Annotated in this window: 13 protein-coding genes; 5 read left to right on the top strand and 8 right to left on the bottom strand. The window is 39.8% G+C overall.

Features of this window, described 5'->3' with window-relative positions:
• Positions 1-20 precede the first annotated feature (20 nt).
• Positions 21-431 (top strand): SET domain-containing protein, encoded by a 411-nt coding sequence (locus ESA94_RS00410; RefSeq protein ID WP_129128890.1) that lies wholly within the window; start codon positions 21-23, stop codon positions 429-431.
• Positions 432-579: 148 nt separating this feature from the next.
• On the opposite strand, the gene ESA94_RS00415 is transcribed toward ESA94_RS00410, so the two are convergent.
• The 7 genes from ESA94_RS00415 to ESA94_RS00445 form a co-directional block, all read right to left on the bottom strand.
• On the bottom strand, positions 580-1,248 hold the full coding sequence (locus ESA94_RS00415) for a porin family protein (RefSeq protein WP_129128891.1): 669 nt from the start codon (positions 1,246-1,248) through the stop codon (positions 580-582).
• A 157-nt stretch (positions 1,249-1,405) separates the two neighbouring features.
• Positions 1,406-2,365, bottom strand: a complete 960-nt coding sequence (locus ESA94_RS00420) for a hypothetical protein (RefSeq protein WP_129128892.1) — start codon at positions 2,363-2,365, stop codon at positions 1,406-1,408.
• A 12-nt stretch (positions 2,366-2,377) separates the two neighbouring features.
• Positions 2,378-4,891, bottom strand: coding sequence for a DNA gyrase/topoisomerase IV subunit A (locus tag ESA94_RS00425; RefSeq protein WP_129128893.1), 2,514 nt, complete (start codon positions 4,889-4,891; stop codon positions 2,378-2,380).
• A gap of 130 nt (positions 4,892-5,021) precedes the next feature.
• A complete protein-coding gene (locus ESA94_RS00430; protein WP_129128894.1) occupies positions 5,022-5,396 on the bottom strand; it encodes a DUF4260 domain-containing protein in 375 nt (124 codons plus the stop codon).
• A gap of 20 nt (positions 5,397-5,416) precedes the next feature.
• Complete coding sequence (locus ESA94_RS00435; protein ID WP_129128895.1) at positions 5,417-6,262, bottom strand: DUF1835 domain-containing protein; 846 nt, start codon at positions 6,260-6,262, stop codon at positions 5,417-5,419.
• Between the two features lie 5 nt (positions 6,263-6,267).
• Entirely contained in the window at positions 6,268-7,056 is a 789-nt protein-coding gene (locus ESA94_RS00440; protein ID WP_129128896.1) for a class I SAM-dependent methyltransferase, read from the bottom strand.
• A 101-nt stretch (positions 7,057-7,157) separates the two neighbouring features.
• Complete coding sequence (locus tag ESA94_RS00445; RefSeq protein ID WP_129128897.1) at positions 7,158-9,050, bottom strand: DNA topoisomerase IV subunit B; 1,893 nt, start codon at positions 9,048-9,050, stop codon at positions 7,158-7,160.
• Between the two features lie 275 nt (positions 9,051-9,325).
• On the opposite strand from ESA94_RS00445, the gene ESA94_RS00450 reads away from it, so the two are divergent.
• The 4 genes from ESA94_RS00450 (at position 9,326) to ESA94_RS00470 (ending at position 11,668) form a co-directional block, all read left to right on the top strand.
• The gene (locus ESA94_RS00450; RefSeq protein ID WP_129128898.1) at positions 9,326-9,508 is read left to right on the top strand and encodes a hypothetical protein; all 183 of its coding nucleotides are present in this window, start codon (positions 9,326-9,328) and stop codon (positions 9,506-9,508) included.
• 74 nt (positions 9,509-9,582) lie between these two features.
• Positions 9,583-10,029 carry an energy transducer TonB gene (locus ESA94_RS00455; RefSeq protein WP_129128899.1) on the top strand — a complete coding sequence of 149 codons (447 nt, stop codon included), beginning with the start codon at positions 9,583-9,585 and terminating at the stop codon, positions 10,027-10,029.
• Positions 10,030-10,229: 200 nt separating this feature from the next.
• A complete protein-coding gene (locus ESA94_RS00460; RefSeq protein ID WP_129128900.1) occupies positions 10,230-10,496 on the top strand; it encodes a hypothetical protein in 267 nt (88 codons plus the stop codon).
• A 329-nt stretch (positions 10,497-10,825) separates the two neighbouring features.
• Entirely contained in the window at positions 10,826-11,668 is an 843-nt protein-coding gene (locus ESA94_RS00470) for an META domain-containing protein (RefSeq protein WP_129128901.1), read from the top strand.
• 10 nt (positions 11,669-11,678) lie between these two features.
• Here ESA94_RS00470 and ESA94_RS00475 read toward each other — a convergent pair whose 3' ends face one another.
• Positions 11,679-14,102 carry an outer membrane beta-barrel protein gene (locus ESA94_RS00475; protein WP_129128902.1) on the bottom strand — a complete coding sequence of 808 codons (2,424 nt, stop codon included), beginning with the start codon at positions 14,100-14,102 and terminating at the stop codon, positions 11,679-11,681.
• Positions 14,103-14,197 lie beyond the last annotated feature (95 nt).

The following is a 14,197-nucleotide window of genomic DNA, read 5'->3' on the forward strand; positions in this document are numbered from 1 at the left end:
GCTTTTTTATACATTACAGTATGACCAAAGAACAACTGCTGAATGAACTGAGACATGATACATGGGTAATGATGAAGCCTTCTCCCATTCATGGGAATGGTGTGTTTGCGTTAAGGGATATTCCAAAGGGGCAACGAGGACTGTTCTCCAAAAACATTGGTGAATGGATAAAGATCGAACGAACTGAAATAGATGCATTGCCTGCACACAGCAAAGAGTTGGTTGAAACCTATTGTTTGTTTGATGATGAGTTTTATTATGTTCCTGATTATGGTTTTAAAGTGATGGATATTGTGAACTTTCTCAATCACGACGATACGCCAAATATTATTTCCATTAATGATGGTGAAGATTTTGAAACACTTCGTGAAATAAAAGCAGGTGAAGAATTATTGATCAATTATGGAGAGATCGTTGATAGTGATGAATGATGAAGAATGAGTGATGATTTTAGAACCCAGACAGTGGTTCAGCATAAAATATAAAAGCCGATGATGCCGGGTATTGCATCATCAGCCGAGGTTTTCACAGTTGATAAGTTGATGTCTGTTCACCTGAAAGATGACTGACATCTTTTATTTAGAATCGATAGGTCAATCCTGCTTTATATCCTTCATTAAATGCTTTGAAGTTCTGATTCTTGTCCAGGCGTTGAAATCCTCTTTCGTACGCTGCAGTAATGCCAATACCATTTGCAAATTCATAACCAATACCACCTGTTACACCTACATCCCAACGATTGAATTGCTCGGTAATATCCATATCTGTATTGATCAATGAAAAGCCCAGTACAGAAACATCGGCTCGTAAATTATTCTTCACCAGGTAAGAAACCTGCGGACCGGCAAACAACTGCAAACCAGCAGCTGGCTTTACTTTCAGCAGCACAGGCAGATCAATGTAGTGCATTTGTGAGGTTGCTCTTGCATCCAGTGCATCGATCTTCATATCGTTGATGGTGAGATTTCCTTTAATGCCATAACCACGTTGTGAATAAACAAGTGAAGGCTCAAGAGAAACAACATCGCCCAATGGTAATTCAATACCTGCACCCACATAAAATGCTGTGCGGTTTCTTGTGGTAATGTAACCATCAGTCTTATCTATTAACTGATCGAATGACTGACGGGCCTCTCCTTTCCATGTTGATTGAATAACACCTGCTTTGATAACAGGTTTTACTTGTGCGTTGGTTGTAATGGCTGCGGTAGTAAACACTACAAGTAAGCTCAGGTAGATCTTCCTCATATAAATGGTAGCAGGATTTTAGTAGCTGCTTGCTCATTCAGATGCAGGAATTATTTCTACGGATGTATGACGGTTTCTAAACTTTTGTTAACGGGTAAAGCTCTTAACAGAATCTTTTAAACAGGAACGGCGGTTTCAAAGCAACCGCTGTTCTGTTTTACAAAAAGAAAATCGAGAAATACACGACGAGGTTGAAAAAACCGATAATTGCCATTAGTGAAGCCGAAAAGAGATTAAATAGAGCTAAAAGCCTTGGTGTTGGGAAATGAGGTTTAGGAATCCTGAATTCATTCCAGACTTCTTGTGGAATTTTGGAATGGTTATTTTTATAGATTGTTTTTTCTATATCATCATAAATGCTTGAGTCTATTTTTTTAATCAGAGTAGAGAGATAATTCTTCGACCATAAATTGTATGAAATTTTTTGTTTTACACTTACAATTAAGAAAATGAGTAGAGGCATAAAACATAGGATTATACTAAATAGTGATCCTCCAATCAAAAAAGGAATACTCCATAATGGAAATATTTTTGCTACTTTATTTAATGGATGTTGAATGAAATAATCTTCAATTTCACTGCTAAACGAAAAGTTGCAGTCAATAAGTTCTCGATGATTAAAAGCAAGTGATGGATAAATCATTGAATCCTTTTTTTTGGGTTCTAGATAGAATTGCAAAACAAGTAACTCGTTTGGATTCCATTTTTGAAATCGTAATGCAACAGAATTATCATTAGTAACCTTTAAGTCCGACTGAATTTGATTTTCCACAGGCTGAGAGGCTAAGAGTCTATAATTAGAGTCAATATTTATTAAAATGTAGTCATTTTGAAAATTGCTATTTTTCCCATAACCGATAATTGGTTTGTTGCCTACATTCTTACACTTTAGCGTTAATAGCCATATTCCCTCAACTTTTTTGCCTTGAAACGAATATGAAGCTTCAAAATCCTGAATCCTAGGAGATTTTGTTAAATCTTGCCAGGTAGTGGCTTGTATTTTTATTTCTCGGTCTTCAAGTTCAAATCCTTTTACCAAGAAGACTACAATAGCAATAATACTTGCTATTAAAGATACAATTGTACCGATGGCATTTAAAATCTCTTTAGTATTCATTTTTAATAAATATTATTCAAACAACTCCGGTTGTGCATTCGGATCTTCTTTCACCCATTCCATTTCAATGCTCTTGTTGAAATCGGTAAGCTTGGCACCGACTGCTTTCCAGCCCATGATCTCAGCAACTTTCGCCAGCTTGATCTTTGCACTACGCACCTGTGCACCTTTTCCGCTTTTTACAGAGAGAACAGGTTCTTCATCTGTTGTTACCGCTTCTACATAATTCTTTGCTCCTTCTTTAATAAAGAAGAATTTGTTTTTGAGTGTAGTTGTTTCAATTTTGAAACGCTTTACATTGTATTGCAGCTTATCGTTATCTAAATAAACAGCAGTAATAATCCGGTCTGGTTTAAACAACTCGATCAACAGAATATTTTCAGGATCGAATTTCTGTGTCATCTCCTGATCCGTAATTTCATAGTTACCATCCTTGTACACCACAAGAATACGATCGTCCGGTTCAAACTTGCCGAGGTACTCTCCTTTCTCTTCGGTATTCAAGCGACCAAACTTATCATCGAACCACATTTTCTTACCGCTCAATGTTGCACGGCCTTTCTCTTTAAACTTCACACTCTTCACCGCATACTTGGTCACCTGGTTACCCATGCTGCTACGACCTTTAATATCGAGTTCTTCAAAATAGAAATCAAACTCTTTAATACGGGCACTTGCACTTGGGCTCAATAATATTTTAACTACTTCTGCTTCACCATTCGGGTTCACTGTAAAGTAATGCACTTTACTTTTCGGATCGCCTTTGGTGAGATCATATTCCTTATCACGTGTAACACCGGTTACATTAAAACGCTTGGCATAGCTGATACCTGTTTTTCCGTCAGCATAGATCATGTTGTACGTAGTACGTTCATCATTCTTCTGGAAAACGGCAGCATGTATAATGTCTTTGCCGATGTACGCTTTATCGCTCACCTTCACCACTTTCATAATACCACGTTTGGTAAACACGATGATATCATCAAAGTCGGAACAATCTGTAATGAACTCATCTTTCTTCAGCGATGTACCAACAAAACCATCTTCACGGTTCATGTACAATTTGGTGTTGGCAATAGCTACTTGTTTCACCTGGATCACTTCAAATGGTTTGATCTCCGTTTTACGCTCACGGCCTTTACCATATTTCTTTAACAGGTTTTCATAGTATGCAACAGCAAAATCAACGATGTTATCAAGATCGTATTTCACCTGCTTGATATCTGCTTCCAGTCCTTTGATCTGTTCGTTGAGTTCAGCAATATCCAAACGATAGATACGACGCACAGGTTTTTCCGTGAGCTTCAGAATATCTTCTCTTGTTATATCACGCTTCAGGTGTTTTTTGAATGGAACAAATGCTTTATCAATTGCTTCAATTACTTTATCCCATGTTTCATGTTTCTTCTCCAGCTCTTTGTAAATCTGTTCTTCGAAGAATATTTTTTCGAGTGAAGTATAATGCCATTTCTCCTGCAGCTCACCCAGCTTGATCTCCAGTTCTTTCTTCAGCAATTCTTTTGTCTGCTCTGCTGAGAATTTCAACAAATCACTTGCAGATAAGAATTGTGGTTTGTCATTGACGATCACGCATGCATTGGGCGAAATAGAAACTTCACAATCAGTAAATGCATACAATGCATCAATGGTAATATCGGGCGAAATACCGGGCGCAAGATCAACCTGTATCTCAACTTCTGCTGCGGTATTATCCGTTACTTTTTTGATCTTGATCTTTCCCTGGTCATTTGCTTTTACAATGCTTTCCATCAACTGCGTTGTGGTAACACCGTAAGGCACATCTTTAATCAGCAATGTTTTTTTATCGAACTCTTCAATATGTGCACGCACTCTCACTTTACCACCACGCTTACCATCGTTGTAATTGCTGGCATCGATCATGCCGCCTGTTTGAAAATCGGGCAACAGTTCAAAACGTTTGCCACGCAACGATTTAATAGACGCATCAATGAGTTCGCAAAAGTTATGCGGAAGAATTTTTGTTGAAAGACCAACAGCGATACCATCTGCACCCTGCGCAAGCAACAACGGGAACTTCATCGGCAACACTACGGGTTCGTTCTTACGACCGTCGTAGCTCAATTGCCATTCAATTGTTTTGTTGTTGAATGCAACATCCAATGCAAATTTTGATAAACGTGCTTCAATGTAACGAGCTGCAGCCGCATCATCACCTGTTCGTACATCGCCCCAGTTACCCTGCGTTTCAACCAGCAGATCTTTTTGTCCCATGTTCACCAATGCGTCGCCAATACTTGCATCACCATGCGGGTGATACTGCATCGCCTGACCAATGATGTTCGCCACTTTGTTAAAGCGACCATCATCCATTTCTTTCATGGCATGCAGGATACGGCGTTGCACCGGCTTCAAACCATCTTCAATGGCAGGTACGGCACGCTCCAGAATTACATACGATGCATAATCGAGAAACCAGTTTTTATACTGTCCCTGGATACCGCCATCGTTGTCAAAAACATTTTCTTTCTTTTTAGATGCACTCATTTCTTAAAATCAATTTGTGTACTTAGCTTTTGTACTACTATTATGCTTCTGTTGTGTCACTCACTTCATCGGTTGGTAATTCAGTTCATCAACTTGTCACCCCTCCCAAGAGGGGATCAACATCTTGCTATTACTTCTTTCCTATTTCACCTAAATGCGTAAACTTAAATCCGTTTTCATATTTCAAACCATAACCGAATACCCTGTCCATTGATGAATGACCGAACAAAACAATACCGGCCTGAATAAACGGGTCGGAGTCGAAGAAAGGAAACTGCAGTTTTAATACAAGTGATACTGCAATGACCAATATTGCAATTGCTTTATGGTGAAAGATGTTGTACAGGATTGCTCCTGTTTTATTTCCTGCCAAATATCCAAGCATGCTTATATCCGGACCAATAAACATCAACAAATACCACCACCACTCTACAGTTGAAATGTAAAGCAATGCGATGCTTACCAACAGCATCGCCAGCTCTTCCAGTTTAAGTATTGTCTTCATGCTTGGACTTTCTGATTCAATTATTGTTCAGCCGGCTGTGCTGTTTCAAACAACTGTCCCGACTTTTTCTTCAACTCAAAATCTTTCATATTCTTCAACTCTCCTTGCACATCGTATAAATCTGTTGCAATGAGTTGTTTGATTCGCCACAGCACATACATATCACCGGTAGTGTGTTTGTTCTTACTTAAAAACTGGTTGATGACTTTACTTGCTTTCTGCCAATCACCTGTAATAAAATTCTTCAGATCAGCATCGTAAAAATCATAATCCTTTTGTCCAAGCTTTTTACCACCTTCCAATAAACGCACTCCTTTTTCTTCGTTGCAGAGTTTGGTCCACTCATCCGGATCAACCTCAAATTCACTCGGTGTAACAAGGCGTGCAAGCTTTTTGGCTTTGGTCATTTCCTTCGGCTGAATAGTGCTGATCCACTCCGGGTAAAACAACTGTCCTTTTTCATTAATGAACGGCAGATTGTTCAGGTACAAAATATAAATGCGGCCCTGGAAATCTTTCAGCTGACTGATAAGCCAGTAATAACCGCTCACATCGTGTTTGTTCTGTGCAGCCCATATCCAAACTTTCTCTTCTTCATCTTTCTGCAAACGCTCAACAATAAAAGCGATGAGCTTGTTGTCATCCACATCACCTTCATCTACTTTCTTTTCAAGATCGGTGCCGGTCAACACTTCTTTCCACCATGCACGGCGTGCAGTAATTCCTTCTTCTGTGTATATGTCCTTCAGCGGACCAACAGCATAATCATCTTCCACCTGCAACACTTCGCCTTGTAATGTTTCATCCAGTTCAATGGCTTTTTGCAGTACGTCAATATCAGCTTCGTTAAAAACAATATGTATCATAAAATCTAATTCTGTTTTGCCTGTATCAGATAATAAACACAAGTGGTGAAAAAGTTCCGTACAAACGGAAGGGCTTTCACCAAACCAAACTGTTCTTTCGGTTTCCAGCCAAACTTGTATTCATAGATTGGGTTAATTAAAAAATGTGTTTTGTTGATGAGGTTGTATCCTTTCTCCTTGCAGATACGTTCGAAACGCTCAATGGAAATACCTGTTTCTTTTATCTCCAGCATTTCTTCCCAGTTCTCTCCATTCGATTTCAACAACCATTTGTAAATAGGCGTTGGCAGCAAATGATAGTAAGGAATTTTGCTCAACCACTTTCCTTTATTGATCTGCTGATGACCACCAAATGGCATATACCAGGGCGGAAAACCAAAGAAGATTACACCATTTGTTGTCAAAAAACTTTTCATCCACTCGATCAACTTTGGCTGATCGTGGATGTGTTCAATTACATCCTTCAAAACAATTACATCAAATGCACCACCAAAATCGGCATCGGTTGCTTTGTAAATATCTTTTGAATGAAAAGTGATCTTGCCTTCTGCAATTTCAGCTTTCATCCATTCTCTTGCATTCACCAAACGGCTTTCATCCAGCTCAATACCTACACCTGTGCAACCTCTGTCAACAAATGCTTTCAACACACCACCTTCACCGCAACCAATCTCCAATACACGCATACCCGGTTTTAAAGAGAATACTTTCTCAATAAAAGGCAACACATACTTTTCTGTGTTCAGTATCTGTATGTCGAAGTAACGTTTCCGGTCGGCGTGAAATTCAAACATTCAATCAAATCATTTTAATTACGAAGAACGTCATTGCGAGCCTTGTATTTGGCGAAGCAATCTCAACAGACTGCTTCGTTCCTCGCAGTGACGATCATTATTTACACTGTTTCTTCTACTTTATCCAGTTCCACTTTCAGGTTGTCGATAATAAACTCCTGTCTGTCGGGAGTATTCTTACCCATATAATATTCCAGCACCTGCTGTATATGTGTTTCAGGTAATAACATCACCGGCTCTTTGCGCATTTCTGCACCAATAAAACGACCAAACTCTTCGGGACTGATCTCACCCAAACCTTTAAAGCGTGTGATCTCCGGTTTACCGCCGAGTTTTTTTACTGCAGCCTGCTTCTCTCCTTCATCATAACAATAAATGGTTTCCTGTTTATTGCGCACACGAAACAATGGTGTTTCTAAAATAAACACGTGCCCGTTCTTCACTAAGTCAGGAAAGAATTGCAGGAAGAAAGTCATCAACAACAAACGGATATGCATACCATCCACATCAGCATCGGTAGCAATCACAATATTGTTGTAGCGGAGATCTTCGTAGTTGTCTTCAATGTTCAACGCATGTTGCAACAGGTTGAACTCTTCATTTTCGTACACCACTTTTTTTGTTAAGCCATAACAGTTAAGCGGCTTACCACGCAAACTGAACACCGCCTGCGTTTCAACATTGCGGCTTTTGGTAATGCTACCACTCGCACTGTCACCTTCGGTAATAAAAATGGTGGTCTCTTTCTGCTTCTCAATAACTTTATCTTTATCCTTGCCTGTAGCTTCATCGTTGTAATGAAAACGACAGTCTCTTAATTTCTTATTGTGCAGGTTGGCTTTCTTCGCACGCTCGTTTGCCAGTTTTTTAATACCTGCTAATTCTTTCCTTTCTTTTTCATTTTGCTCAATACGTTTTTTCAACGCTTCAGCAACCGATGGATTTTTATGCAGGAACAGATCAAGGTCACGTGCAAGAAAGTCGCCGACAAAGTTTTTCATCGTCGGACCGCCTTCATATACCACGTTTGAACCAAGCTTTGTTTTCGTCTGACTTTCAAATACCGGTTCCTGTACACGTACGCTGATGGCTGCACAAATGCTGCCACGTATATCAGCCGCATCATAATCTTTTTTGTAAAACTCACGAATGGTTTTTACAAAGCCTTCACGGAAAGCAGCCAAGTGCGTACCACCTTGTGTAGTGAACTGTCCGTTTACAAACGAGTAATACTCTTCGCCGTATTGATTTTCGTGTGTAATGGCAATTTCAATATCCTCGCCTTTCAAATGAATGATGGGATAACGCAATTCATCTTCGTTGGTTTTGCGTTGCAACAGATCGAGCAAACCATTTTTCGAAACGTATTTCTTTCCATTGAAGTTGATCACTAATCCAGCGTTGAGGTAACAATAGTTCCAGAACTGGTTATCCATGTACTCATGGATATAGTGATAATTTTTAAAGACCGAATCGTCAGGAACAAACAACACTTCTGTTCCGTTGCCTTCGGTTGTTTTTTCTTCTTTATGCTCTTTGGTTAAAATACCTTTTTGAAACTCGGCGGTCTTTTGTTTGCCATCACGAAAAGCGGTTACTTTAAAATAACTGCTCAATGCATTTACCGCTTTTGTACCCACACCATTCAAACCAACCGATTTCTGAAACACTTTGCTATCGTACTTGGCACCGGTGTTGATCTTGCTCACCACATCCACTACTTTACCCAACGGAATACCACGGCCATAGTCACGCACAGTTACCGTTCCTTTTTCAATAGCAATGTCGACCGATTTGCCATAGCCCATCGTGTGTTCATCAATACAGTTATCCACCACCTCTTTCAGCAACACATAAATACCATCGTCGGCACTGCTGCCATCGCCCAGTTTACCAATGTACATACCGGGGCGCAAACGAATATGTTCCTGCCAGTCGAGGGTTTTAATGGAGCTCTCGTCGTAATCAAACAAATTCTTTTTTTCTTCAGCCATTGAGATGTTTATAGTTTTCAGTTCTTAGTTTTTGTTACCGGCAGCAGAATGTCTATCGGCTGCATTGGCGTCGCACCCTTGTACAGGAGTACAATGCCGGGCAACTGCTCATATCGTACTTCGTAACTCCTACCTCGTACTTCCTTCTTCACCGGAACGGGCAAATATAACAAAACACACCTCCCATCCCATTCCCAAATTTGTTCACAACCCTGTGAATAATTTTTGGCCTGTAACTATTTATTTCTCAATTTCGCAGCAACAAAATCACAATCATGGACAAAAAGATTTATACCCTTCTTACCATTTACATCGTTTACCTGGTAATTGCTTTATCAATGGTATTGTCAACAGGTGCGCAAAAAGTGCTGACTGCACTCATTTTCGGTGGTGTGGGTATTGGTATTTTCCTGATTGCGTTTTTCATCTGGATGCTCAACCGCAAACACGAAGGGTAAGCAAATCGTCCTTTTCCGATAAATTTATTCGCAGCCTTAAGCCACGCTTAAGGCTGCTTTATTATATTTATGCTATGAAAATATACTTATCCTTTATCCTTCTTTTCGTTGGCCTATCTGTAACCGCTCAGCAGCAACAGGAAGTTTATAAACTCGACAGCTGTGTTCAATTTGGCGCAAATCCCTTCGACGATGTGGTGGTACGTGTGCAACAAACAGCCAAATGGAAAACCAAAAAACCTTCTCTTGAATCGCATCTTGAAAAATTCTTCGACGATTACACCCAAAAAAGGGCAGGTGGAAAAATAACCATCAGCCTGCTGGTTAACAGTGATGGTAAGCCTTGCACCTACGAAGTGCGGCCCAACAGCAATGTGCGTCCCGATATGGCCAAACTAAAAGCCTGGATGGACATGTACGAATGGGAACCCGCCATCAACAACGGAAAGCCGGTTCGTTCGTTTAAAACCCTGCAGATCAGCTTCGAAGGCAAGAAAATAACCATAACCGAACTCGATTAAGTGTAAGCCGTTGGTTTACAATAGTGCTCAATTAATTTTTTGTGAAAGCCCCGTTTGTGACAGATTAACAGCTCTGCCAACAATGAAACGTGGTACATTTGTTTTGTACTTAACCCGTACTTACAAACCCCGCCCGGTACACGTTTCTACCCATTACATTCTGAAGAACCTATTGTTGAATTTTTTAAACGGAGAGAGCTATGTTTACGTACGAATTGTTAGAGGCAGGGTGCTATTACCTTATTCAGGAAAAAGAAGAGGAACCGATCAAGCTTATTAAGCTGCATTTTAAAAGTGATTATGCAGTTTGTACTTCTTCTTTTGCAGAAGGCGAAGAAATTGTGTGGAAGAAAAAAGCTGATCCGATACTCGACATTGTTGAGTGTTTAGATGATCAGGCTGTTGCCGCCTGGGAAAAATTGTATTACAGTCAGGATGCTTATTACGAAGAAGACGATGAGGAATAAACTTCATTACAAAAACAACCGAAGGCTTTGCTTTCGGTTGTTTTTGTTTTAAGCTGTTTATTTAATCCTGTCTTTTACGTAAGTGATTTCTGTTTTACCATGAGGAGCAGGTTAACCCTCCTCATCTACATTTACAAATACAATTTTATTGATGGTAAGAATAGACTCATGCGTAAGTTTATTCCGTACTTCGCAACGCATAGTTAACGCTTGCAGCAAGAATGCTTACCTTAATAGTTCTATAATTGCTAACAGATTGCCAAAAAGATAACAACATTACCTGCGCTTGTGTAAAAGAATTAATAATAGCATCAACAAAAAAACAGAACATGAATTATAAACTTTTTGTCCCGGCGCTTGCTTTATTTCTTATTCAGGCTTTTTCTTGTAAAACGAGTAAAACAAATACATCAACTCCTTCTTCCGGCGAAGTAGTAAACCCTCCCACCATTGCTGCTCCTGTTGTAAGTGAAGGAAGCGAATATTTATACATGTATCGGTGGTATGTAACCGAATTAAACAGTAAGCCGGTTAGCTTGGGCGATAATGCAAAAGCGGCACATCTGTTATTTACTTCCGGCCAGGTGAACTCTGTTGCAGGATTTACCGGCTGTAACCGATTGAATGGCCGTTTTGAATTGCAGAAGGATAATGTGATTAAATTTTCTCCTTTGGCTGTAACTAAAATGGCTTGTTTAAATACAGGCAATATGGAGTCAGATTTTCTTGTCGCTTTGAATAAAACAAGCAAATGGATTATCCGTAACCAAACACTTTATTTCTATGAAGAAGATAAACTGCTTGTAAAGTTTGCATCTGTTGATGCTGCACTTGCTAAACTTGAAGGCAATTGGGAATTGAATTATATCTCCGGTATCCGCATTGCATTTGACGGATTATACCCGGAAAAGAAACCGTTTATCCGTTTCGATTTAGCTAACAGCCAGATAAACGGCAATACCGGTTGCAATGGTTTCAGCAGCAAATACAGTATTAACGGCAATACCATAAAGTTTACACCCGGCATTTCAACCATGATGGCCTGCCCCGGCAATGGAGAAAAAACATTTACCGAAATGTTGAAGAAAGTAAACCGCTATGCATTAAGCGATGATAACACTCTCAACTTTTTAATTGATGATGTGGCTGTAATGCGTTTTGTACGGAAATAGAACATTCGCATTATTTCTTAATCGTCTTCAGTACATCCGCTGTTTTACGTTTAACAGTGGATGTTTTATTAAAATTATAACTGAGTGTAATGCGATAATTTCTTGTTTGTGTGCGGCTGTAACTTTCTAAATTAAAATTCGGTCCGTAGGTAAATACCCTGTTGTTCTGTTGAATGAAGGGATCGGTTGTATTGATGGAAACAATGATCTTTTTCTTAAACAGTTTTCGTTGTGCTCCAATGTTCATCGAAATATTGCTGCGCACAGTTCCCTGCGGATTGGCAAAACGGTTAAGTGAAAATGCCCCGGTAAACGTCCACAAGTCGTTGGGATTATAGTTGGTGCTGAAGTTGGAAGTAAATGTTCCGCCATCCCGAAACTTACGCACCAGTTTATCGTATGCATCGTATTTGTTGTACGAATAGCTGGCACTTAAATTAGCTCTTAATTTACGACTGATGGTAAGTCCTGCCCATGTACTTGCTTCAAACTCCTGTCGGTTGCTTACATTATTCCATGTAACAATTGTTTTGCCATCGGTTTGCAGCGTACGTATCTGGCTGAATACATCTTCAACCAGGTTGTAACCAATGCTGATGTTTGTGAAATACTTGCTTTTTGTTTTACCTGCTACCAGATCGAACGTATGCGATTGTGATGGCAACAGATCAGGATTGCCATAACGGAGGTTGTAAGGATCACCATAGTCAATAGCGGGATTTAATTCGCCAATGCCGGGGCGCCGCATTGTTCTCCGGTAAGAGAATGTAAGATTGGTTCCATCCTTCCAGCTTCGATTTACGTTAGCAAAAGGCAGAAAGTTTAAATAGCGGTTGTATTCTGTTTTCTGATCTCTGAATAATTCAAACAAAAAATTCGTTTGCTCAACTGCTGAACCTGCTGTTACCGAAAAGCCCGGTTTAAAAATATGTTTCATCGATAACCGAGCACTGATGATGTCCTGGTGAAACATGAAATCATTACTCAACAGATCTGACTTTAAGAATGTGTACTCCGGTTTTTTCATAAACTCTGTTACTAGCAGCACATCGCTGTTTGTTCGATAATAAGCAACACCTGTTGAAAGACTTGTTTTCTTATTACTCAGCTGCCTGTCGTAAATAATGTTAACACTATACCCGTTCGATTTGGTTTTGTTTGTTTGCCGTTGTGTACTGTCAACTCCTGTGGGTGTATTATCGGCGTAGAGAAATTCCTGAAAATAATTACGTGTGTTCCTGCTCCAACCAAAGTTCGCAGCAGAGATCAACCGTATCGATTCACCTGGTCTTTTGCTTTTGTGGATGTACGTAAAGTTGATCGATGGATTTTGATTGGCAGCTTCCGAAGCAATAGTACGTTCACTTAATCTCGAAATATTGTTGAAGCGATCGATATTGGTATAACGGTTAAATCCACTGTTATTACTGTTGCTTTGGTTGTACTGTGCAACAAAGTTGAAGCTGTTCCATTTGTTTGCTTCGTAATCAATATTTAACCGGAGGTTTGGTCGTATACTTTTGTTGAACGAGCTGTTGATTGTATTCAACTGATTGCTGGAGTCTTTGTAAATATTGGTGCGGTTGCTGTAACCATCTGTTTGAAATTCGTTGTAACCAACACCGGCATTCAGGTTTACAGCAAAGCCTTGCCTGCGGTAGTTGAAGTTGGTACTGATGCCTGTTTGTCCTCTTGTACCGGCATACAAATTCACTCTTGCACCAAAGCCTACTCTTCCTTTTTTTGTTACAATATTAATTACCCCTCCCTGTTCGTTTGCGTATTGTGGTGGAGGGTTAGTGAGTACTTCAATTTTTTCAATCATACTGCCGGGCATACTTTCCAATAAGTCCTGCAGTTGTTGTGCATTTAATTCAACAGGTTTATCATCAATTAAAATCTTGGGTTCTTTGCCACGCACTGCAATTTTTCCATCGGCATCGGTTGTTACAAGTGGCGTTTGCTTCAGCAATTCGGTAGCGGTGCTGCCATTGCTCAAAGCACTTTCGCCAACGTTGAACGTGATATTTCCTTCCTTCGATTCGATCAAAGGTTTCTCTACAAAGATCACCACCTCCGAAAGCTCAACCGATTGGTTGCTGAGCGAAATATCGTTCAAGTTAAAATCAGCCCGGTCTGTACGCAGATGAATACTATCGATGGTCAATGTACGGTAACCAACAGCACTGATACGAATTTTGTAATAGCCCAATTGCAGGTTCGCTAAATGGAAGCCCCCGTTTTTATCGGTTAAAAACACAGTTTGCCTGCTTGTATCGGTATAAGGAATGGCCGCAACGGTAGCTCCCATCACAGCTTTCTGGTTGCTTGTATCGATAACTGTTCCAACAAGCAGCCCGTCTTTTTTAAGCTGTTGGGCGCTTACTAAGCAGGAAATCAAGGTTAGAATGATAAAAAGGAAACTAAATCTCAAATGAAAGGGTTGATTTTGAGTAAAGATAATTTTCAAAGCTACTCAACAGGCTTGCTATTCCATCAGCGGTATCTTTTGCTGTCAATCTGTCACTA

Origin of the sequence: Lacibacter luteus, assembly GCF_004118265.1 — a bacterium.
GTDB classification, from domain to species: Bacteria; Bacteroidota; Bacteroidia; order Chitinophagales; family Chitinophagaceae; genus Lacibacter; species Lacibacter luteus.

Bases quoted from the DNA above. Each gene is read 5' to 3' on its own strand.
- ESA94_RS00410 (WP_129128890.1), top strand. From the start codon at position 21: ATGACCAAAGAACAACTGCTGAATGAACTGAGACATGATACATGGGTA.
- ESA94_RS00415 (WP_129128891.1), bottom strand. From the start codon at position 1,248: ATGAGGAAGATCTACCTGAGCTTACTTGTAGTGTTTACTACCGCAGCC.
- ESA94_RS00420 (WP_129128892.1), bottom strand. From the start codon at position 2,365: ATGAATACTAAAGAGATTTTAAATGCCATCGGTACAATTGTATCTTTA.
- ESA94_RS00425 (WP_129128893.1), bottom strand. From the start codon at position 4,891: ATGAGTGCATCTAAAAAGAAAGAAAATGTTTTTGACAACGATGGCGGT.
- ESA94_RS00430 (WP_129128894.1), bottom strand. From the start codon at position 5,396: ATGAAGACAATACTTAAACTGGAAGAGCTGGCGATGCTGTTGGTAAGC.
- ESA94_RS00435 (WP_129128895.1), bottom strand. From the start codon at position 6,262: ATGATACATATTGTTTTTAACGAAGCTGATATTGACGTACTGCAAAAA.
- ESA94_RS00440 (WP_129128896.1), bottom strand. From the start codon at position 7,056: ATGTTTGAATTTCACGCCGACCGGAAACGTTACTTCGACATACAGATA.
- ESA94_RS00445 (WP_129128897.1), bottom strand. From the start codon at position 9,050: ATGGCTGAAGAAAAAAAGAATTTGTTTGATTACGACGAGAGCTCCATT.
- ESA94_RS00450 (WP_129128898.1), top strand. From the start codon at position 9,326: ATGGACAAAAAGATTTATACCCTTCTTACCATTTACATCGTTTACCTG.
- ESA94_RS00455 (WP_129128899.1), top strand. From the start codon at position 9,583: ATGAAAATATACTTATCCTTTATCCTTCTTTTCGTTGGCCTATCTGTA.
- ESA94_RS00460 (WP_129128900.1), top strand. From the start codon at position 10,230: ATGTTTACGTACGAATTGTTAGAGGCAGGGTGCTATTACCTTATTCAG.
- ESA94_RS00470 (WP_129128901.1), top strand. From the start codon at position 10,826: ATGAATTATAAACTTTTTGTCCCGGCGCTTGCTTTATTTCTTATTCAG.